The following is a 21,117-nucleotide window of genomic DNA, read 5'->3' on the forward strand; positions in this document are numbered from 1 at the left end:
GGCCTAGGGAAACCCTGATTACAGCTGTTTGGTACGGCAAATCCATGACGAGGGCCGTTGGTCGCGGCGTGCAGCCGGTTTGTGCAGCGAAGCTAAGCTCTAACTGGGGAGTGAGTCTTATCTTCAATGAGGTGAGGGATGGTGGAGCAACGGCAGAAAAACGTCACGAAACCTGAGTTGTACGAGCGGTTGATGAACCGTCTGGGCATGGCCCTGGATGCTGCCAAAACCGCTGACCGGCTGCGCGACGAGCGCCCCCTGGAACTGGAATTGCGTGGCTTGAGCCCCGCCGAGTTCAAACTGGTCAAGGCCTATCTGGATCGTAGTGAACGTGAAACGCATGGATGCTTGTCGCAGGCAGTGAAGCAGCTCGATGCAGCACATTCGGCCAAGGTCATCTGGCTCAAGGACAAGGCGCCCGGCAGAGACACCGTCAAGGTACGGGCTTTGCAGGCCAAGTAAGCGCATGGCAGGTCATGAAGCGGATCTTTTTCAACAGGATCCCACCCTATCGGTTGTCGCGTTGTATTAACCCACTTAGGCTTCGGGCATCTTTGGAGATGCCCGATGCCTTTTCGTTATTTCATCAAACAACTTCTATTGCCGCCCGGCATTCTTTTGCTGCTGTTGCTGATTGCCTGGTGGCTGCGCCGCTCGCGGCCCCGGCTCGCTGGCGTGTGCTTTGCCATTGGGTTTGGTGGTTTCTGCCTGATGAGTCTGCCGGTGGTCGTGCAATGGGGCGCCAGGTCTCTGGAGCGCGAGCCGCCGCTGGCCCGTGAAGAATGGGCAACGCTGGCGCAGCGCGCCGATGCCATTGTGGTGCTGGGTTCCGGGCGTGAGCGCGGTGATCTGGCCTGGGGTGAGGATCAGCCGACCGGTGTGGGGCTTGAGCGTCAGCGCTATGCCGCGCGGCTGGCCAAGGCATCCGGGTTGCCGATTCTGACCAGTGGTGGGCTGCATTATGGTACGCCGCCGACGGAGGCGAAGTTGATGGCGGATTCATTGCGTGACGACTTCGATGTTGGGGTGCGTTGGCAGGAGGGTGAAAGCCGCACCACATGGGAAAACGCCAGATTCACTGCGAATATTTTGTTGCCGCAAGGGATCAAGCGTGTGGTTGTGATTACTCAGGCCTGGCACATGCCGCGAGCGGTGTGGAGTTTTCAGCAGGCGGGGTTTGAAGTGGTTCCGGCGCCAGTGGGGTTTCTGGGTACCGATAACGCAAGACCTTTCGGTGGCTGGCTGCCGGAGTTCAAATCGATCTGGCAGAGCGGACAACTGTTGAATGAAGCGGTGGGGCAGGTGGGGTATTCACTGTTTTACCGGGCTGAATGATCATTCCCACGCGGAGCGTGGGAATGATCGCTGTCGGGGGCTTTAAAGCGTTTTCGACATCCGGCTCGCCATCAGTGCCCAGCCAAACAGCAGCACGCAAACAATCATCAGCGGCCACGAACGGTATTGCAGATACGGCGTCAGGTTATGCATTGGCACCACCTCACCATAGAGCACGCCCTGTTCAAACTGCGGAATCTGCTCGGTGATCTGCCCGAAAGGGTTGATCAGCCCGGTCACACCGTTGTTGGTCGCGCGAATCATCCAGCGGCCCGCTTCCAGCGCACGCATCTGCGCCATTTGCAAATGTTGCAGCGGGCCGATCGAGGTGCCGAACCAGGTGTCGTTGCTGATCGTCAGCAACAGATCGCTGCGTGCCGACAGGCCTGCGGCGAAGTCCGGGTACACCACTTCGTAGCAGATGAACGGCGCAACCTGATACCCCTTGGCCTGCAACAGCGCCTGATCGGCCGGGCCGCGGGCAAAGTCGGACATCGGCAGGTCGAAGAATGCGATCAAACCACGCAGGATGTCCTGCAGTGGCACGTATTCACCGAACGGCACCAGTTTTTGCTTGAGGTAAGTACCGTCGCCTTCGCCCACCACGGTGATACCGTTGAAGAAGCGTCTTTCGTGACGGACCATTTCGCGAATCGGCACACCGGTGATCAGCGCTGATTTACGCACGGCGGCGAAGTTGCCCATCATGTTCAGGTAGCCCTCGGCAGACTCCTTGAGCACCGGCACGGCGGTTTCCGGCCAGATCAGCAGATCCACTGGTTTGGAGCGGAAACTCAGATCCCGGTACAGGGCCAGTTGCGCGTTGAGTTCGGCCGGGTCCCATTTCATGCTTTGCGCGACGTTGCCCTGAATCGCAGCAACGCTCAGCGGCGCGCCCGACGGACTGGTCCAGGCGTGACCCTTGAGCGCAATGCCCGCTGCCCACGGCCCGATCAGCAGTACCAAGCCCGCCACCACAAAGCCTTTGCGCCCGGTCTGCAGCAACCGTGGAGCGTTGTAGATCAGCGCCGCGGTCAGCGCCAGAGTGAACGACACCAGCCACATGCCGCCGACCGGCGCGAGCCCGGCCAGCGGGCCATCGAGTTGGCTGTAACCAGAGTACAGCCACGGGAAACCGGTGAGGAACCAGCCACGAAACATTTCCTGTGCCACCCACAGGGCGGCAAATGCCAAGGCATCGGCCAGCGGCGCTTCGTTACGGCGCAACCAGCGCGCCCATAGCCAGGCGGGCAGGGCGAAGAACCAGGCAATCGCCGCCGTGAACAACAGCATCAGGAATCCGGCCAGCAGCACCGAAGCGCCACCGAAGTGGTGAATGCTGTAATAGATCCAACTGGTGCCGGCGCCGAACAGGCCGAAACCGAAACACCAGCCACGGCCCAGTGCCTGACGCGGGCTCAGTTCACGCAAGCCGGCATAGAACAGGCCGACCGCCAGCAAAGCCAGCGGCCAGATATTGAAAGGCGCCAGAGCGAAGGTGGTGATTGCACCGGCCGCCACGGCCAGCAGGTTACCGGGCCAGCCGGGGCGGGTTGTCCAGCGCATTTCAATCCTTAGAGGTATTACCGGGCGATAGGGGTCAGTCGCAGCAAGTGAATCCGACGGCTGTCGGCGTTCAGGATGCGGAAACGATAGGCGCCGATTTCAGTGATTTCGTTACGTTTTGGCAAGTGCCCGAACGCGCTCATCACCAGGCCGCCGACGGTGTCGAACTCATCGTCGGAGAATTCGCTGTCGAAGAACTCGTTGAAGTTCTCGATCGGCGTCAGGGCCTTGATCAGGAAGTCGCCGCTCGGCAGCGGTTTGATGTAGCTGTCTTCTTCGACGTCGTGCTCGTCTTCGATGTCGCCGACGATCTGCTCCAGCACGTCCTCGATGGTCACCAGTCCGGCCACGCCGCCGTATTCGTCGATGACGATGGCCATGTGGTTGTGGTTGGCGCGGAATTCACGCAGCAACACGTTCAGGCGCTTGGACTCCGGCACGAACGTGGCCGGGCGCAGCAGATCCTTGATGTTGAAGCTGTCGCCGTTCTCCTTGAGGATCAGCGGCAGCAGATCCTTGGCCAGCAGCACGCCCATCACGTCGTCATGGCTTTCGCCGATGACCGGATAGCGCGAGTGGGCCGAGTCGACCACGGCCGGGAGGAATTCACGGGGTGTCTGGGTCGCCTTGATGCTGATCATCTGCGAGCGCGGCACCATGATGTCGCGTACTTGCAGGTCAGCCACCTGAATGGCGCCTTCGACGATGGCCAGCGCTTCGCTGTCCAGCAGTTTGTTCTGATGTGCATCACGCAGCAGCTCGAGGAGCTCCTGACGGTTCTTCGGCTCGTGGGCAAAAGCCTGGGTCAGTTTACCCAGCCATGACTTCTGCCCGTTGCTCGATCGATCTTCGCTCATAGCGATTACTCTGAATCCTTTGTTGTAACGATAGGGGATGTTTCGGGTTCGTCGTCCGCGTACGGATCGGGATAGCCCAATTCGGCAAGCAACTCGCGTTCCAGTGCTTCCATTTCTTCGGCTTCTTCGTCATCTATATGGTCGTAACCGAGCAGATGCAAGCAGCCGTGAATGACCAGATGTGCCCAGTGGGCCTTTAGTTCCTTGCCTTGTTCTGCGGCTTCGCGCTCGACCACGGCCACGCAGATCACCAGATCGCCGAGCAATGGGATGTCGAGAAACTCGTCGGGCACTTCAGCCGGGAACGACAGGACGTTGGTCGCGTAATCCTTGTGGCGCCAGGTGTGGTTGAGCTCGCGGCCTTCCTCCTCGTCGACCAGACGAATGGTCATTTCCGAGTCGGCGGTGCGCTGGCGCAGGGCCAGTTCGCACCACCGGCGGAAGTCGGCTTCACTCGGCGCGCTCGCTTCAGTCGCGATTTGCAGGTCTAGCTCAAGCATTTCGCGAGGTGTCCTTGGGGGCTTCGTCACGGTTTTCGAAGCGCTCGTAGGCTTCGACGATCCGCTGTACCAAAGGATGGCGCACGACGTCTTTGGGCTGGAAGTGCGTGAAGCTGATGCCCGGCACGTCTTTGAGCACTTCGATCACATGGTGCAGACCCGACTTGGTGCCTTTCGGCAGGTCGACCTGAGTGATGTCGCCGGTGATGACCGCTGTAGAGCCGAAGCCGATCCGGGTCAGGAACATTTTCATCTGCTCGACGGTGGTGTTCTGGCTTTCGTCGAGAATGATGAAGCTGTTGTTCAGCGTGCGACCGCGCATGTAGGCCAGCGGCGCAACTTCGATCACCTGACGTTCGATCAGCTTGGCCACGTATTCAAAGCCGAGCATCTCGTAGAGCGCGTCGTAGAGCGGGCGCAGGTACGGGTCGATCTTCTGCGACAGGTCGCCGGGCAGGAAGCCGAGTTTCTCACCCGCTTCAACCGCCGGACGCACCAGCAGGATGCGACGGATCTGCTCGCGTTCCAGTGCATCGACAGCGCAGGCCACGGCCAGATAAGTCTTGCCGGTACCGGCCGGACCGATGCCGAAGTTGATGTCGTTGCCGAGGACTTCCTTGACGTAGCGCAACTGATTCAAGCCGCGCGGGCGAATCATGCCTTTCTTGGTGCGCAGGGCAACAGAAGCTTCGGCGGGGGCGTGGTTGTCCAGCTCGACCACGGCCGATTCCTGCAGGAACAGGTGAACCGTATCTGGCGACAGCTCTGAACCTTTGGTTTCCCGGTACAGGCGACGAATCAGATTTTCCGCAGACGTGGTGTGTTTGGGGTCGCCGATCAGCTCGAACTGGTTTCCGCGGTTGCGGATCTCGATCGTCAGGCGCTGTTCGATCAAGCGCAAATGCTCGTCGAATTGCCCGCACAGATTGGCGAAGCGGCGAGCCTCAAAGGGCTCGAGGATAAAACGATGTGGTTCTATGGGTGCGTTCAAGGTCGTATTCAGCCGCCCTGGGGCAATTAAGATGAAATCAAGGATAACGCCAGAGGCTTGGGGGCGAAAGCTCTTAAATATTCTTGTCGTCGACACCGTCAAGATCGCAGCCTTCGGCAGCTCCTACAGGGGAATGTAATCCATGTAGGAGCTGCCGAAGGCTGCGATCTTTTGCATTTATTGGATCAGCGAGCCGCGCAGCGAGTGCGGCTGCGCCGCATCGATGTGCACGTCGGCGAACTGACCGATCAGGGTTGGATTGTCGCAGCGGAAGTTGACGATACGATTATTCTCGGTGCGCCCCTGCAACTCGCCCGGGTCTTTCTTCGAATAATCGGTCACCAGAATGCGCTGGGTCGTGCCGACCATTTGTCGGCTGATCTCGAAGCCTTGCTGATTCAAGCGATGTTGCAGCGCGTTCAGGCGTTCTTTTTTCAACTCTTCCGGAGTTTCGTCGGCCAGATCTGCAGCCGGAGTGCCCGGGCGCTGGCTGTAAACGAACGAGTAGGAAAAGTCGAAACCGACGTCGGCAATCAGCTTCATGGTCTGTTCGAAATCTTTCTCGGTCTCGCCGGGGAAACCGACGATAAAGTCCGAGCTGATGCAGATTCCCGGCACAGCGGCGCGCAGTTTGCGCAGCTTGGATTTGTACTCCAGTGCGGTGTGGTTGCGCTTCATCGCCGCGAGAATCCGGTCGGAGCCCGATTGCACCGGCAAGTGCAGGTGCTTGACCAGTTCCGGCACATCGGCGTGGGCCTGAATCAGGCTGTCGGAGAACTCCAGCGGGTGCGAAGTGGTGTAGCGAATGCGGTCGATGCCGTCGATGGCGGCGACGACGCGGATCAGCTCGGCGAGATCAGCCAGACGACCGTCATGGGTCGTACCGCGATAGCCGTTGACGTTCTGCCCCAGCAGCGTCACTTCACGCACGCCGTTTTCGGCGAGGTGGATGACTTCGGCGATCACGTCGTCGAACGGCCGGCTGACTTCTTCGCCACGGGTGTAAGGCACCACGCAGAACGTGCAGTACTTGCTGCAGCCTTCCATCACCGACACATAAGCGCTCGGGCCATCGATGCGCGGTTCGGGCAGATGGTCGAATTTTTCGATTTCCGGGAACGAGACGTCGACTTGCGGCAGCTTGGTGATGCGTGCAGCGTCGATCATTTCCGGCAGGCGGTGCAGGGTCTGTGGGCCGAACACGACGTCGACGTACGGCGCGCGATCACGGATCGCTGCGCCTTCCTGGCTGGCCACGCAACCGCCGACGGCGATCACCATGTCCGGGTTGGCCAGTTTCAGTTCGCGCCAGCGACCGAGCTGCGAATACACGCGATCCTGAGCGCGTTCGCGGATCGAGCAGGTGTTGAGCAGAATCACGTCGGCGTCTTCCGCACGGGCGGTGACTTCCAGGGCCTGATGTTCACCCAGCAGATCGACCATGCGCGAGCTGTCGTACTCGTTCATCTGGCAACCGTGGGTTTCGATGTAAAGCTTCTTGGCCATGGATTAGGGTCATCACGTGATTCAAAGAACCGCGCATTATAGGGAACAAGCCCGCAGGTTCCTACCGCTGCGCGTCCAGCGGCTATGCTATAGTTTGCGCCCTCATTTTTATCCCCGATGTTATCCCCCCGCCATGACCAAACGCGAAGCTCCAATCTATAAGGTGATTTTCCTCAACCAGGGCCAGGTGTTCGAAATGTACGCCAAGCAGATCTATCAAAGTGATCTGTGGGGCTTTCTGGAAGTGGAAGAGTTCGTCTTTGGCGAGCGCACGCAAGTGGTCGTCGATCCGAGCGAAGAAAAGCTCAAGGCGCAGTTCGAAGGTGTGGTGCGCAGCTTTGTGCCGATGCATTCGATTGTGCGCATCGACGAAGTGGAACGTCTGGGCACCCCGAAAATCAGCGAAGCCCGTGGCGCGGTCGGCAATGTGATGCCGTTTCCGATGCCGATGCCTGAAAAGTAAAACCGAGTCGCCTCATTCGCGAGCAAGTCGAATCGTCGCACCGTCGCTCCCACAGGGGATCTTCTGAACACTGGAGATCTACTGTGGGAGCGAGCTTGCTCGGGAAGGGGCCGGAAAGGTCGGCGCAAAAATCAGGGAAGAGGCGAAAACGGCGTACGCCCATCGGCGCTCTGCAGTTCCATCAGGTATTTACGGAAAATTTGCCCGAGCACCTGGGTCGCAGTTTCGAGATCTTCGCGGGACATTTTTTCGGAAACTTCGTCGGCTGTATCCAGCGCGTCTTCAGCGCCGTTGACTGCGGCCATCTTCAGCACGATGTACGCCTGAATGTTGTTGGCCTGCACGCCTTCGCCGTGGAAGAACATCGTGCCGAGTTTGAATTGCGCCTGTGCGTGGCCTTGCAGCGAGGCCTTTTCGAAATAGCTCAGGGCTTGATTGAGGTCGCGCGGCGCATTCTTGCCATCGTAGTAGAACTCACCCAACTCGTATTGCGCTTGTGCATCCCCTTCGTCCGCCGCCTTCTGGCAGGCGGCCAGTGCCTGCGTGACGTCTTGCGGCTGAGTATTGAGGGTGCAACGACCCATCGCCGGGATCAACAACGAGTTGCCGCCTGCTTGTGCATGCGCGAGCAGGGGCTGAAGGAGCAACAGGCAGCCCAAGGCAAGGGTGCGGCCGGTGCGGTTCATGGGAATCGACTTACCTCTGAAGGGCACGCGGACCCATCGAGGGATCCAATAAGCGCGCATTATGAAATAAGCAGGGCCAACCTTACAAAGTCTTTACTCGTTTTTCTGCTGCACGGGGAATATATCGCCCACTTTATGGGAGATTTTTAGCAGGAGCGTTGGAAAAACGGCTTGGATGTAGGTAAACGCTGACGCTGGCGATAGCCAACGTCAGCGGTACAGCGATTACTTCAATGCAGCGAAGGCGCGTTCGGCAGCGTCCAGTGTCAGTTTCAGCTCGGTTTCGCCATGAGCGATCGAGGTGAAACCGGCTTCGAAGGCGCTCGGTGCCAGGTACACGCCACCTTCCAGCATCAGGTGGAAGAAGCGACCGAACAGTGCAGCGTCGCTGGCCATCACGTCTTCAAAGGTGACGATGTCGTCGGCGCCGCTGAAGTACAGACCGAACATGCCACCTGCCTGGGTAGTCACGAACGGGATGCCTGCCGCGTCGGCGCGCTGTTGCAAACCGTCGAGCAGGCGCGTGGTGTAGTCGGTCAGCTCGGCGTGGAAACCCGGACGGCTGATCAGGCGCAGCGTGGTCAAACCAGCGGCCATGGCCAGCGGGTTACCCGATAACGTGCCGGCCTGATACACCGGACCCAGCGGCGCAATGCGTTCCATGATTTCGCGCTTGCCGCCGAAGCAACCGACCGGCATGCCGCCGCCGATGATCTTGCCGAAGGTGGTCAGATCAGGATTTACCCCGTAGTACGCCTGGGCACCGCCGAGGGCGACGCGGAAACCGGTCATCACCTCGTCGAAAATCAGCACTACGCCATGTTTGTCGCACAGCGAACGCAGGCCTTCGAGGAAACCCGGTGCCGGTGGCACGCAGTTCATGTTGCCGGCGACTGGCTCAACGATGATGCACGCCACTTCCTCACCGACTTCGGCGAGCATCTTTTCCACAGCGTCGATGTCGTTGAACGGCAGGGTCAGGGTGTGTTTGGCGAAGGCCGCCGGTACACCGGCCGAGCTCGGCACGCCTTGGGTCAGGGCGCCGGAACCGGCCTTGACCAGCAGGCTGTCGGAGTGACCGTGGTAGCAGCCTTCGAATTTGATGATGCTGTCACGACCGGTGTAACCACGGGCCAGACGGATCGCGCTCATGGTCGCTTCGGTGCCGGAGCTGACCATGCGCACCATGTCCATCGATGGCACCAGCGAGCAGACCAGATCGGCCATCTCGGTTTCCATCGCGGTCGGCGCGCCGTACGACAAGCCGTGTTGCAGTTGATTGCGCACAGCGTCCAGCACGTCCGGGTGGCTGTGGCCGAGGATCATCGGGCCCCACGAACCAACGTAATCGACATAACGCTTGTCGTCTTCGTCAGTAACGTAAGCGCCTTCGGCGTGCTTGAAGAACAACGGCGTGCCGCCAACGCTCTTGAATGCACGAACGGGCGAGTTCACGCCACCGGGGATGTGTTTCTGGGCATTGGCAAACAGGGTTTCGGAACGAGACATGATCGGGCTCTCAAATCAGACTTTCAGTAATTCATTGAACGCGCGGGCGCGGCGGGTCACTTCGGCGGTGCTCTCGGCACCAAATAGACCGTGGACCACAGCGAGCAGGTCGACCCCGTGGGCCACCAGCGGCGCGGCGTTGTCGAGGGTAATGCCGCCAATCGCGCAGATCGGCAGATGCAGCGTGCGCTTGGCTTCGTCGAGCAGATCGAGGCCGCAGGTCGGCGCACCGGGCTTGGTGTTGGAATTGAAGAAGCGACCGAAGGCGACGTAACTCGCGCCTTCTTTGGCGGCTTGTTCGGCCAGCGCGATTTGCGCGTGGCAGGTCGAACCGATGATCGCTTTCGAACCGAGCAGGGCGCGGGTCGGCGACAGTGGGCCGTCGGTCTGGCCGAGGTGCACGCCGACGTTGAGGCGCGCGGCCAGTTCGGCGTCATCGTTGATGATCAGTTGCGTCTTGTAGCGCTCGCACAGATCACGCAACGCTTCGGCCTCGCGCAGACGGCGGGCCTCGTCGCTGCTCTTGTCGCGGTATTGCAGCAGGGTGACGCCGCCTTCCAGCGCCGCCTCTACATAAGACAGAAACTTGCCGGCCAGCAATTGGCTGTCGGTAATGGCATACAGGCCACGTAGTTTCATCGGGCAGACCTCACGACGTTACGAGCAGAAATCCAGCGGCAGGCGACGCGGGACGAACTGGCCTTTGCCCAGTTGTTCGGCATCGCGCAGGGTGCGCCAGGTGTAATCCAATGCACTGCGCACGGCGCTGGCCAGGTGTTCGCCCTGCGCCAGTCGACCGGCCAAAGCACTGGCCAACGTGCAGCCGGAACCGTGATAGCTGCCCGGCAGACGCTGACAGATAAAGGTTTCACGCAGACCGTCGCGGCTGTACACGCGGTTGTGGATTTCAGTTTCGTCGCCATGGCCGCCGGTGATCAGCAGGTTTTTGACGAACGGCAGGAGTTTTTCAGCGCACTCGTCCGCGGTGCCTTCGGGCAGTTCGGCGAGAATGCGCGCTTCAGGAAGGTTGGGGGTGGCAATGATCGACAGCGGCAGCAGACGCTCGCGCATCGCATAGCCGACCTCGTCCTTGCCCAGGCGTCCGCCACCACCGGCGCGCAGCACCGGGTCGCAGACCACCGGCAAGTGCGGGTGCGCCGAAAGCAGTTCGACAACGGTGTCGACCATTTCCAGCGAACCGAGCATGCCCAGTTTGACCGCCGCGACTTCGGAGTCGTTGAGCACGGCATTGGCCTGGGCCAGTACCCACTCACGGTCGAGGACGCGGAAGTCAGTGACGTTGACGGTGTCTTGCACGGTCAGGGCGGTGACGGCCGGAGCCGCATGGCAACCCTGTGCAAGCAGGGCTTCGATATCTGCCTGCAGGCCGGCGCCACCACTTGGGTCGTGGCCGGAGAGACAGAGGACAACGGGGCGGGAGCTGTAGATATTCATGGTGCGCGAGCTTACCACCAAAGCTGATTTTCGGGTGTGGGTGGAACAGCAAGATCAAAAGATCGCAGCCCGCGGCCGCTCCTGCACTGAGCGCATTCCACTGGAGGCACCGCCGCAGGCTGCCATCGTTTGATCGACCTGACCAACCGAACAGCTCTAGCTCGCTGCTTTGCTCTGGAACGCCCGTTCTAGAGCCTTTGTAGGAAAAGTTTCGATGGTGCTCAATGGCCATCAACGGCTATGCTAGTCTGGATCCAAACCAATAACAGGTAATACCGGTTTTACGTCTACTCAAAAGGAATGGGGGGCTTCCTGACACAACCGGATGAGCCACGCTGGGGCTTCAATGCGCTATTTGCTGATGTTGCTGTTCTGCTTGCCCCTCATGGCGAGCGCCGTCGAATTCGACGAGTTTACTCAGAGCCTTCCTCTGGGCCGGTCGCTGCAAGTGTTCGAAGACCCGAGTGGTCAGGCGAGCATTGCCGATGTTCGCGCGCAGGCTGCCGCCGGCAATTTCAAAGCCCACGATAAAGACACGCTCAATGCCGGTTACTCGCGCTCAGCGTTCTGGCTGAAGATCGACCTGCATTACCGTCCGAGCAATCCCGCTGCCCAACGCACCTGGCTGCTGGAGCTGGCGTATCCACCGCTCGATCATCTCGACCTCTATACGGCCGACGCCAGTGGCGACTACCGCCTCGTCCGGCAAACCGGCGACGCCTTGCCGTTCGCCAGCCGCGAGATTCGCCAGAACAATTATTTGTTCGACCTTTCATTCAAGCCGGATCAACAGCAAACCGTATATCTGCGACTGGCCAGTGAAGGCTCGGTTCAGGCGCCGGTAACGTTGTGGTCGAGTACCGCGTACCTCGAAGATCAGCCGGTGCGCCTGTATGTGCTGGGCATCATTTATGGGGTGCTGCTGGGGATGGTTGTCTACAACCTGTTCATCTTCCTCAGCGTGCGCGACACCAGTTACCTCTATTACATCTTCTATATCGCCTCGTTCGGCCTTTATCAGCTGTCGGTGAACGGCGCGGCGGTGGAGTATTTCTGGCCGGAGAATCCTTGGTGGGCCAACGCGGCTACGCCATTTTTCATCGGCTGTGCGGGGCTGTTCGGCAGTCAGTTTGCCCGCAGTTTCCTGCAGACCAAAAACCATAGCCGCTGGCTTGATCGCTTGCTGATTGCACTGATCGCGTTCGGCGCGCTGGTGGTCGGTTTGTCGCTGATGACCAGTTACGCGCTGTCGCTGCGTCTGGCGACGATATTGGCACTGACCTTCACCGTGGTCATTTTTGCCGCAGGGATTCTGGCCTGGTGGCGCGGTTTGCGCGTGGCACGCTATTTCATCATCGCGTGGTCGGCATTTCTGCTCGGCGGCATCGTCAACACGCTGATGGTGCTCGGCCTGCTGCCGAACGTATTCCTGACCATGTACGCCAGCCAGATCGGCTCGGCCATTGAAGTGGCGCTGTTGTCGCTGGCGCTGGCCGACCGTATCAACGCGATGCGCGAGCAGCAGGCGCAGACGCTGTACGACGCCGGTCAGAAACTCGAAGTGCTCAACCAGCAACTGGCGCACAGCAACAAGCTCAAAGATGAGTTTTTGGCGACCCTGACCCACGAACTGCGCACGCCGATGAACGGTGTAATCGGTTCGCTGGAACTGATGCAGACCGTCGAGCTGGATCCGGAACTTGAGCAATACCAACAGACCGCCGCCGGTTCTGCGCGGGACATGATGCGCATGGTCAACGGTATCCTCACCCTTACCGAATTGCAGGCCGGCAAGCTCAAGGCGTCGCCGGGCAGTTTCAGCCTGCGCGCAGTGGTTGAAGCGTTGCGTGTGCAGTTCGACGGCAACGCAGCGAGCAAGTCGCTGGACTTCAAGGTCGAGGTGCTGCCAACCCTGCCGGATCGCCTGCACGGCGACAGCGCCAAGCTCGCGCAATGTCTGGAATGCCTGCTCGATAATGCAATCAAGTTCACCCGTGTCGGTGGGTTGGCGTTGCGCGTGACGGGCAAACCGTCGACGGGCAATCGTCTGGCACTGTCGTTCGCAGTGATCGACACTGGCATCGGTTTCACCGATCTGGGCGAAGCGACCATGTACCAGCGCTTCTTCCAGCTCGACGGTTCGATGACCCGCGAATACGGCGGATTGGGCGTCGGCCTGGCGATCTGCCGACAGTTGGTCGAGCTGCTTGGTGGCAAGCTGACCCATCGCTCCGAGCCAGGGCACGGCAGCCGCTTCCAGCTGGACGTCGAGTTTGAACTACCGGTGGTTGAGCCTGCGCCAAACTCGCTGCCTTCGCGCGATTGCCTGCGTGCCCCGCAGGACTGCACGGTGTTGCTGGTGGACGACAACAGCGTCAACCAATTGGTGATGCGCGGCATGTTGCTCAAGCTCGGTTTCCGCGTGCGCACTGCTGATCACGGCGCGGCGGCACTGGACAGCCTGCAGCGGGAAACCTTCGATGCGGTGCTGATCGATTGTCAGATGCCCGCCCCTGAAGGCACGTCCTTGTGCTGCCTGATTCACGCTATGCCGGGCTGTGCCAACCTGCCGGTGTTCATGCTCGCATTGACCGCCGACCGAGAGCTTTGCGCCACGGGAGCACCGGTCGATTACCTGAACAAACCGGTGAAATTCGAGGAATTGCAATCCGCACTGGAGCGTCGCGTATTGTGCTGTTGATAGGGTAAAAGCGCCGCAAATTCGGCGTTTATGACGCTTTGATCGGCTTGGGGGCGGTGCTTAACTGACCGCTCCGGTTGATTCAAGGAGCCCCTTCATGAACCTGCATCAGTTCGCCGAAACCCACGAAGTCACCAACCAGCCACCGTCGCTGGACGGCACCAACCTCTACCGCATCGACCTGCCGTTACAGGAGTGGTCGCGCAGGTTCGGCGCCGGTTGGGCCGAGTCGCGGATCGATGCCTACGGTGCGCTCGCCGGCGGGCCGTTGATGGAAGCCGGGTTCCTCGCCAATCAGAACAAACCAGCGTTCGCCAGCCATGACCGCTACGGCCATCGCATCGATCTGGTGGAATTTCATCCGGCCTATCACGAGCTGATGCGCACGGCGATCGAGCATGGCCTGACTTCGCTGCCATGGGCGCATCCACAGGATGGCGCCCACGTCGCCCGCGCCTCGATGACTTATTTGCACAGCCAAGCCGAGGCCGGCAGCGGTTGCCCGTTGACCATGACCTTCGCCAGCGTGCCGGCCCTGCGTTTGCAGGCGAATATCGCTGAGCAGTGGCTGCCGAAAGTCCTCTCCAGCGAATACGACCCGCGCAACGTCGGCATGGCGCACAAGGCCGGCGTGACCATCGGCATGGCCATGACCGAGAAACAGGGCGGAACCGATGTGCGTGCCAACACCACCAAGGCTTATCCGGTCGGCGCCAGCGGCCCGGGTCAGGCCTATGAGCTGGTCGGGCACAAGTGGTTCTGCTCGGCGCCGATGTGCGATGCCTTCCTGACGCTGGCGCAAACCGACAAGGGCTTGAGCTGTTTCCTGCTGCCACGGCATCGTCCGGACGACACGCGCAATCAGTTCTACATCCAGCGTCTGAAAAACAAACTCGGCAACCAGTCCAACGCCTCCAGCGAAGTGGAGTTTCGGGGCGCGCTGGCATGGATGGTCGGCGAAGAAGGGCGCGGCGTGCCAACCATCATCGAGATGGTGGCGATGACCCGCTTCGATTGCATGGTCGGTTCCAGTGCGTTGATGCGTCAGGCGCTGACCCAGGCCAGCCACCACTGCGCGCACCGCAAGGTCGGCGGCAAACTGCTCAGCGAACAGCCATTGATGCAGAACGTGCTGGCCGATCTGGCCCTGGAAAGCGAAGCCGCGCTAGCCCTCAGTTTGCGCATGGGCAAGGCGCTGGATCATCTGGACGATCGCCACGAAGCGCAATTCGCGCGGCTGGTGACAGCAGTGGGCAAGTATTGGATCTGCAAACGCGCGCCGGGGATGATCAACGAAGCCGCCGAGTGCATGGGCGGCGCCGGGTATGTCGAGGACAGCATTCTGCCGCGCCTGTACCGCGAGGCGCCGGTGAACTCGACGTGGGAAGGCTCGGGGAATGTGCAGTGCCTGGATGTGCTGCGGGCGTTGTCGAAAGAACCGGGTGTGCTGGATGTGTTGTTCAGCGAGCTCGGTGATGGGCATGGCGACAAGCGTCTGGCTGCGCATATTCAGCAATTGCAGGTGCAGTTCAAGGATACGAGCGACATTCAGTATCGGGCGCGGCAGTTGACTGAAGATATTGCGCTGGGGTTGCAGGCCAAGCTGTTGCTGGAGGCCGGTAACTCAGCGGTCAGCGATGCCTTCATTGCCAGCCGTCTGAGCGGTGGCGGCCGGGTGTACGGCGCCTTGCCGCGTGGGCTGGACGTCGAAGCCATCGTCGCCCGCGCAACCCCACAAGGTTTCTGAACGCAATCTCCCCAACACTACAAAACCCTGTGGGAGCGAGCTTGCTCGCGAAAGCGGTACATCAGTCGACATCCATGTTGAATGACAAACCGGATTCGCGAGCAAGCTCGCTCCCACATGGGATATCCGTTGATGGGGAGATTTGGGTACACCCACAACGCCACTGTTCCCGTGACGCCACGATGCAGGCAAGATGAAGCTCTGCAAGTCAGAACACAGGAAGCTGATCGTGACCGAAGCGTTTATTGTCGTTCAAACCGCCGAACAAGCCGTGGACCGTCTGGCCGAGTTGCATGAGCGGGCCACCACTGCGCTGAATTCGGCGCTCAAGCGTTACCTCAAGGATCGCGTCGAACCCGACGCTGCGCAGCGTGCTCTGTTTCGTTATCCCGAACTGCGTCTGACCTACCATTGCCAGGGCGAAGTCCCGCAGACCACCCGCGCTTATGCCAAGGTGCAACTGCCAGGCACTTACAGCGTCACCGTCACCCACCCGGCGGCATTCCGCAAATACCTGCTCGAACAGCTTGTGCCGTTGATGCACGATTTCACCGTGACCGTGGAAGTCGGCGTCAGTCAGCAGAACATTCCGTATCCGTACGTGGTCGAGCAGGGCGATGAACTCGCCGGCTCCGGCGTCACCGCTGCCGTGCTGGCGCGGGTGTTCCCGAGTACCGACCTATCCGCCGCCACCGATGGCATCGCCGACGGTCTCTATGACTGGGAAAACACTGATCCGCTGCCGCTGGCGCTGTTCGACGCCGCGCGTGTGGATTTCTCCCTGCGCCGTCTGGTGCATTACACCGGCAGCGACTGGCGCCATGTGCAGCCGTGGATTCTGCTGACCAACTATCACCGCTACGTTGACCAATTCATCGTTCATGGTCTGGAGCAGTTGCGCCGCGATCCGCGTTTTGTGCGCATGGTGTTGCCGGGCAACGTGATCATCGAGAAGGGCATGGATCACGGCGAAGCCTCGGCGATTGCCGCCGGTGTGGTCTGGCACCGTTATCAGATGCCGGCCTATCACCTGATCGCCAGCGATGGCCACGGCGTCACGCTGGTCAACATCGGTGTCGGGCCGTCCAACGCCAAGAACATCACCGATCACTTGGCGGTGCTGCGTCCGCATTGCTGGCTGATGATCGGCCACTGCGGTGGCCTGCGTCAGTCACAGACCATTGGCGACTACGTGCTGGCTCACGCTTATATGCGTCGCGATGGCATTCTCGACCGTGTGGTGCCGCCGAACATTCCGATCCCGGCACTGGCCGAAGTGCAAATGGCGCTGCAACAAGCAGCGGCGAATGTCACCGGCGAGAAGGGCGATGACCTGAAAAAACGCCTGCGCACCGGCACCGTGTTGACCTACGACGACCGTAACTGGGAGCTGCGCTGGGCGCAGGAACGGCCGTTGATCAACCTGTCCCGCGCCGTGGCGGTGGACATGGAAAGCGGCACGATTGCCGCGCAGGGTTACCGCTTGCGAGTGCCGTACGGCACGTTGCTCTGCGTTTCGGACAAACCGCTGCACAGCGAAATCAAGCTGCCGGGTTCGGCCAACGCCTTCTATGAACGCGCGGTCAGCCAGCACTTGAAGATCGGCATCGAAGCGGTGGACCTGCTGCGCACCGAACTCAACTCGCTGCACTCGCGCAAACTGCGCAGCTTCGACGAGCCGCCGTTCCGTTAACGGTTAGTCGTGGTCATTTGGCGGTCGGGGCACTAGCATTGTCAGCCCTGATCGCTAAATGTTTGCTCTCCCTATGTCTCGTCCCCCGCGTCCACCTTCCCGCCGCCCCGGCGTGAAGCCTCAGTCGTCTTCGCCGCGCCGTGTTGCCAAGGCACCTCCGGCCGAGCCGAAGCTGATCCTGTTCAACAAACCGTTCGATGTGCTGACGCAATTCAGCGACGGCGAAGGGCGGGCGACGCTCAAGGACTTCATCGATGTGCCCGGCATCTATCCGGCCGGACGCCTTGATCGTGACAGCGAAGGGTTGTTGCTGCTGACCAATGACGGCCAGTTGCAGGCGCGCATCGCCGATCCGAAACACAAATTGGCGAAGACCTATTGGGTGCAGGTCGAAGGCGTGCCGACAGCCGAGCAGTTGCAGCGCTTGCGTGATGGCGTCGAGTTGAATGACGGCATGACTTTGCCTGCCGAGGCGCGGCAACTGGATGAGCCTGAGTTGTGGCCGCGCAATCCGCCGGTACGCTTTCGCGCGACCATACCGACGTCGTGGCTGGAGTTGGTGATTCGCGAAGGGCGCAACCGGCAGGTACGGCGCATGACCGCGGCGGTCGGGCTGCCGACGTTGCGGCTGGTGCGGGTGAAGATTGGCGACTGGTCGATCGAAGGGCTTGATCAGGGCCAGTGGAAGGAAGTGCCGGCGCGCTTATAGAGCGCCGGATTCGATCAGGCCGATCACCACACTTTTGATGATGAACGCGGCCACGCCCAGGCCCAGTACGAAAAACAGAATGAACGAGCCGAAGCGCCCGGCCTTGGACTTCTTCGCCAGATCCCAGACGATGAAACCCATGAAAATGATCAGGATGCTGACCAGGCCAGTCATCATCCACTCTTCTAATAGTGCTGGATCCATTGGGTTTCTCCGACGCGCGCGCGGCTAAAAGGGCGCGGCGAGTATACGCCAAGGTGTGCGGGGTGGCATTGATCTGGGTCTGATCCGAGGCCTTTAGCCCTCACCCTAGCCCTCTCCCGGAGGGAGAGGGGACTGACCGGGGGATGCTCGCAAAATGCGCCGACCTGAACGTTCTGTTGTGAATCCATAATCGACTCAATCTTTCAGGTCGATGTATGACAGCAGACACCTCGGTCGGCCCCCTCTCCCTCCGGGAGAGGGCTGGGGTGAGGGTGCCCTTGATCAGCTACGCAAATGAGTCAACGGCAGTTCCGTGCTGTTCAACACCTGATTCAGCACAAAACTCGAGCGCACGCTGGTCACCCCTTCAATCCGCGTCAAATGCCCCAGCAACAGCTTCTGATAGTGATCCATATCCGGCACCACCACTTTCAACTGGTAATCGGCATCCACGCCCGTCACCAGACTGCACTCCAGCACCTGCGGCAACGTCCGAATCGCCGCTTCGAAATTCTCGAAACGCTCCGGTGTATGCCGGTCCATGCCGATCAGCACATACGCCGTCAGGCTCAACCCAAGCATCTTGCGATCGAGCAATGCGACCTGACGCGAGATATAACCGTCGTCTTCCAGTTGCTTGACCCGACGCGAGCAAGGAGACGGCGACAGACCGATGCGCTCGGCCAACTCCTGGTTGGAGATGCGGGCGTCGCGCTGCAATTCCGCCAAAATGCTCAGGTCGTAACGGTCGAGTTTGCTCATCAATCTGTCCTTGTTTGTAACTATTGCGGAGGATTATCTATCCAGGGTTAAAAATTGCGCAAGTGGTGTTTATTTCAGCAATCTTCGCAATCCTCTGTCGCGGCCTCAGGCCTATTCTTATCACCAGAATCACTGCTCGGTAACACAGTCCACGCGGCCCGCCCCATCCGGCCTGCCGCGGCCGCCACCCCCACCGGGGTTGTGCCGGCCCCCGAGCTGCACACTGTCCAGAAGACGGCGTGAGGTGAGCCGACGTCAAAAGCGTCGAGCCAGGACGAAGTTCTCTAGAAGGGAGGCCGACGGGTCTCCCTTTTTTCTTGCCTGCGATTTCATGTGGCGGCGCTCAATAAATAAGTTGCGCGACTGATAACCTGTTGCAGAACCGGATGTTCCCGACCCGGTCTTAGTTACAGGCCGCCCTTAATTACAGGCCTCAGTGAGGAAAAGCATGAAGTCGCGCATCTGGCGTCTGGCCGGTGTTGGTGTGTTGTGTGTGAGTGTCAGTGTGCAAGCGCTGGCCGATGACCCTGAAAGCCGCAGCCCGAATGGCAATGGTAACGGCGGACGCGGGCCGGAGCATCAGGGCAACAATCAGGGGCATGGCGGCAATAATCAGCAGCCACGTCCGCAGAACAATCAACCGCCGCAGAATCAACCGCGCCCGCAGAACAACGAGATCATTCGTGGCGACAACAGCCGCCAGTTCGAGCACAACGGCCAGCAGCACAATAACAATGGTCAATGGCAAAACCACGACCAGAACCGCCCGGCCTATAACCCCAACCCGGTGCGTCAACCACCACCGCCGCCGCAACTACCAGCCAACAGCCTGCCGATCCAGCCACGGCCCGACACCGTGCGCCAGACTCAGGAGCCGCGTCAGGGCTACTACCGCGACGAGCGTCCACAAAACGGTTACCACAACCAGCAATGGCAGACCGGTAACCGGCCCAACGATAATCGCTGGCCGGGCCGCCCCGACGGGCACGGCAATGGCTGGGGCCCGGGGCCGCAATATCGGCCGGGGCATGTGATCGATCGCTTCCCGGATCGCGATTACCGCGTGCCGTATCGTGGCCAGGATTACTTCTTCTCCGGCGGCTACTGGTATCGCCCGCAAGGCCCGCGCTACATCGTCGTGCAACCGCCGCGCGGGATCCGCATCCAGTATTTGCCGGATTACGCCCGTGAAGTGTGGATTGGTGGTTCGCTATTGTTTCTCGCCGCCGGTTCCTACTACGCCTATCAGGAAGCGACGCAGGATTACGTGGTCGTCGAGCCGCCGGTGCAGCAACAACCGCAGCCGCAATCACAAGGCTATGACGTCGAAGCGTATCCGGCCAACGGCCAGTCGCCGGAGCAGGTGCAGCAGGACGGCTACCAGTGCTATCAGTATGCGGTGCAGCAAAGCGGTTTCGACCCGCGCACCGCGACCTATCAGCCGGCGCCCGAAGTGGTTCAGGCGTACCGACAGGCTCAGGGCAACTGCCTGAGCAGTCGCGGTTATCAGGTCAGTTACTGAAGCCGGGTTTGTGCCCGTTCAGACTTGACCACTTCCTGCGGGTCGGCGTGCACCAGCACTTCGGCTCGCGGGTAGGCCTTGTGGATGGCATCGGCGGCTTGATCGCTGATGCCGTGCGCCACTGACAGCGTCAACTCTCCCGGCAATTCCAGGTGCAATTGCACGAACCAGTGGTTGCCGGAGATTCGCGTGCGCAGGTCATGCGCGCCCAACACGCCCGGCACACTGCAGGCCAGTTCGAGCATGTGCTGGCTGACGTCGGTTGGCAGTTCTTCATCCATCAACACCGAAAAACTTTCCCGGGCAATCTGGATCGCGCTCCACAGAATGTACCCGGCAATCCCCAGACCGAACCACGCATCCAGTTGTTCAAAACCAAACCCGGCGAGGATCAGCGCAATCAGGATGCTGCCGTTGAGCAACATGTCCGAGCGATAGTGCAGTGAATCCGCGCGTACCGCGTTGGAGCCGGTCTGCTTGATCACCCGATGCTGCAACACCAGCAACGCCGCCGTCAGCAGCAGCGAAAACACGATCACACCGATGCTCAGCCACGGCGCCCCGAGCGGTTGTGGATCATGAAGTCGTTCGTACGCCTGAAACGCGATCAACACAGCACTACCGCCAATGAACAGCGCCTGCGCCATGCCCGCCAGCGATTCCGCCTTGCCGTGACCATAACGGTGATCGTCATCGGCCGGGCGCAACGCGTAATGCACCGCCAGCAGATTGAGCAGCGAAGTGACGCCATCCAGCGCCGAGTCGGTGAGGCCGGCGAGCATGCTCACCGAACCGCTCAGCCACCAGGCGATGGCTTTGGCGATGATCAGTGTGCACGCGACCGCCACTGAGGCGCGGGTCGCCAGCCGCAGCAGGCGAGCGTGTTCGGGGCTGGATGTCATTGAACGTCC

The 21,117-nt window shown here is 60.4% G+C and carries 20 protein-coding genes; 8 read left to right on the plus strand and 12 right to left on the minus strand.

Features of this window, described 5'->3' with window-relative positions; genetic code table 11:
• Positions 1-138: 138 nt before the first annotated feature.
• Both HUW52_RS05420 and HUW52_RS05425 read left to right on the plus strand, forming a co-directional pair.
• Positions 139-462, plus strand: coding sequence for a hypothetical protein (locus HUW52_RS05420; protein WP_016986130.1), 324 nt, complete (start codon positions 139-141; stop codon positions 460-462).
• Between the two features lie 105 nt (positions 463-567).
• Entirely contained in the window at positions 568-1,335 is a 768-nt protein-coding gene (locus HUW52_RS05425) for a YdcF family protein (protein ID WP_016986131.1), read from the plus strand.
• A gap of 42 nt (positions 1,336-1,377) precedes the next feature.
• Here the strand turns inward: HUW52_RS05425 and lnt are convergent, their stop codons facing one another.
• The 5 genes from lnt to miaB form a co-directional block, all read right to left on the minus strand.
• The gene (gene lnt / locus HUW52_RS05430; protein ID WP_175553135.1) at positions 1,378-2,901 is read right to left on the minus strand and encodes an apolipoprotein N-acyltransferase; all 1,524 of its coding nucleotides are present in this window, start codon (positions 2,899-2,901) and stop codon (positions 1,378-1,380) included.
• 17 nt (positions 2,902-2,918) lie between these two features.
• Positions 2,919-3,758, minus strand: a complete 840-nt coding sequence (locus HUW52_RS05435; RefSeq protein ID WP_007909641.1) for an HlyC/CorC family transporter — start codon at positions 3,756-3,758, stop codon at positions 2,919-2,921.
• 5 nt (positions 3,759-3,763) lie between these two features.
• The gene (gene ybeY / locus HUW52_RS05440) at positions 3,764-4,258 is read right to left on the minus strand and encodes an rRNA maturation RNase YbeY (RefSeq protein ID WP_175553136.1); all 495 of its coding nucleotides are present in this window, start codon (positions 4,256-4,258) and stop codon (positions 3,764-3,766) included.
• Positions 4,251-5,249 carry a PhoH family protein gene (locus tag HUW52_RS05445; protein ID WP_008081076.1) on the minus strand — a complete coding sequence of 333 codons (999 nt, stop codon included), beginning with the start codon at positions 5,247-5,249 and terminating at the stop codon, positions 4,251-4,253. Before HUW52_RS05445 ends, ybeY begins: the two co-directional genes overlap by 8 nt.
• A 177-nt stretch (positions 5,250-5,426) precedes the next feature.
• Positions 5,427-6,755: a tRNA (N6-isopentenyl adenosine(37)-C2)-methylthiotransferase MiaB gene (gene miaB, locus HUW52_RS05450; RefSeq protein ID WP_175553137.1), complete on the minus strand. Its 1,329-nt coding sequence runs from the start codon at positions 6,753-6,755 to the stop codon at positions 5,427-5,429.
• Positions 6,756-6,888: 133 nt separating this feature from the next.
• On the opposite strand from miaB, the gene HUW52_RS05455 reads away from it, so the two are divergent.
• Positions 6,889-7,218 carry a DUF1820 family protein gene (locus tag HUW52_RS05455; RefSeq protein ID WP_003185742.1) on the plus strand — a complete coding sequence of 110 codons (330 nt, stop codon included), beginning with the start codon at positions 6,889-6,891 and terminating at the stop codon, positions 7,216-7,218.
• Positions 7,219-7,349: 131 nt separating this feature from the next.
• Here HUW52_RS05455 and HUW52_RS05460 read toward each other — a convergent pair whose 3' ends face one another.
• From HUW52_RS05460 to HUW52_RS05475, 4 genes are all read right to left on the minus strand, one after another.
• Positions 7,350-7,904, minus strand: a complete 555-nt coding sequence (locus HUW52_RS05460) for a tetratricopeptide repeat protein (RefSeq protein WP_003228518.1) — start codon at positions 7,902-7,904, stop codon at positions 7,350-7,352.
• 225 nt (positions 7,905-8,129) lie between these two features.
• A complete protein-coding gene (gene hemL, locus HUW52_RS05465; protein ID WP_150730043.1) occupies positions 8,130-9,413 on the minus strand; it encodes a glutamate-1-semialdehyde 2,1-aminomutase in 1,284 nt (427 codons plus the stop codon).
• A 15-nt stretch (positions 9,414-9,428) separates the two neighbouring features.
• Positions 9,429-10,052: a thiamine phosphate synthase gene (thiE, locus tag HUW52_RS05470; RefSeq protein WP_175553138.1), complete on the minus strand. Its 624-nt coding sequence runs from the start codon at positions 10,050-10,052 to the stop codon at positions 9,429-9,431.
• Positions 10,053-10,070: 18 nt separating this feature from the next.
• The gene (locus HUW52_RS05475) at positions 10,071-10,868 is read right to left on the minus strand and encodes a hydroxymethylpyrimidine/phosphomethylpyrimidine kinase (protein WP_007909650.1); all 798 of its coding nucleotides are present in this window, start codon (positions 10,866-10,868) and stop codon (positions 10,071-10,073) included.
• A 346-nt stretch (positions 10,869-11,214) separates the two neighbouring features.
• Between HUW52_RS05475 and HUW52_RS05480 the strand changes: the two genes are divergently transcribed.
• From HUW52_RS05480 to HUW52_RS05495, 4 genes are all read left to right on the plus strand, one after another.
• On the plus strand, positions 11,215-13,569 hold the full coding sequence (locus tag HUW52_RS05480) for a hybrid sensor histidine kinase/response regulator (RefSeq protein ID WP_016986140.1): 2,355 nt from the start codon (positions 11,215-11,217) through the stop codon (positions 13,567-13,569).
• Between the two features lie 97 nt (positions 13,570-13,666).
• Entirely contained in the window at positions 13,667-15,316 is a 1,650-nt protein-coding gene (locus HUW52_RS05485) for an acyl-CoA dehydrogenase family protein (RefSeq protein WP_175553139.1), read from the plus strand.
• Between the two features lie 193 nt (positions 15,317-15,509).
• The gene (amn, locus tag HUW52_RS05490; RefSeq protein ID WP_016986142.1) at positions 15,510-17,009 is read left to right on the plus strand and encodes an AMP nucleosidase; all 1,500 of its coding nucleotides are present in this window, start codon (positions 15,510-15,512) and stop codon (positions 17,007-17,009) included.
• A 73-nt stretch (positions 17,010-17,082) separates the two neighbouring features.
• On the plus strand, positions 17,083-17,718 hold the full coding sequence (locus HUW52_RS05495) for a pseudouridine synthase (RefSeq protein WP_158833643.1): 636 nt from the start codon (positions 17,083-17,085) through the stop codon (positions 17,716-17,718).
• Here HUW52_RS05495 and HUW52_RS05500 read toward each other — a convergent pair.
• Positions 17,713-17,922: a DUF2788 domain-containing protein gene (locus HUW52_RS05500; RefSeq protein WP_007909655.1), complete on the minus strand. Its 210-nt coding sequence runs from the start codon at positions 17,920-17,922 to the stop codon at positions 17,713-17,715. The two genes, HUW52_RS05495 and HUW52_RS05500, sit on opposite strands and share 6 nt — an antisense overlap.
• A gap of 282 nt (positions 17,923-18,204) precedes the next feature.
• Positions 18,205-18,684, minus strand: coding sequence for an Lrp/AsnC family transcriptional regulator (locus tag HUW52_RS05505; RefSeq protein ID WP_007909658.1), 480 nt, complete (start codon positions 18,682-18,684; stop codon positions 18,205-18,207).
• A gap of 448 nt (positions 18,685-19,132) precedes the next feature.
• Between HUW52_RS05505 and HUW52_RS05510 the strand changes: the two genes are divergently transcribed.
• Positions 19,133-20,206, plus strand: coding sequence for a DUF6515 family protein (locus HUW52_RS05510; RefSeq protein ID WP_016986144.1), 1,074 nt, complete (start codon positions 19,133-19,135; stop codon positions 20,204-20,206).
• On the opposite strand, the gene HUW52_RS05515 is transcribed toward HUW52_RS05510, so the two are convergent.
• On the minus strand, positions 20,200-21,108 hold the full coding sequence (locus HUW52_RS05515; RefSeq protein ID WP_175553140.1) for a cation diffusion facilitator family transporter: 909 nt from the start codon (positions 21,106-21,108) through the stop codon (positions 20,200-20,202). The two genes, HUW52_RS05510 and HUW52_RS05515, sit on opposite strands and share 7 nt — an antisense overlap.
• Positions 21,109-21,117: the final 9 nt, after the last annotated feature.

The sequence above is a fragment of the Pseudomonas sp. 43A genome (assembly GCF_013363935.1).
GTDB classification, from domain to species: Bacteria; Pseudomonadota; Gammaproteobacteria; order Pseudomonadales; family Pseudomonadaceae; genus Aquipseudomonas; species Aquipseudomonas crudilactis.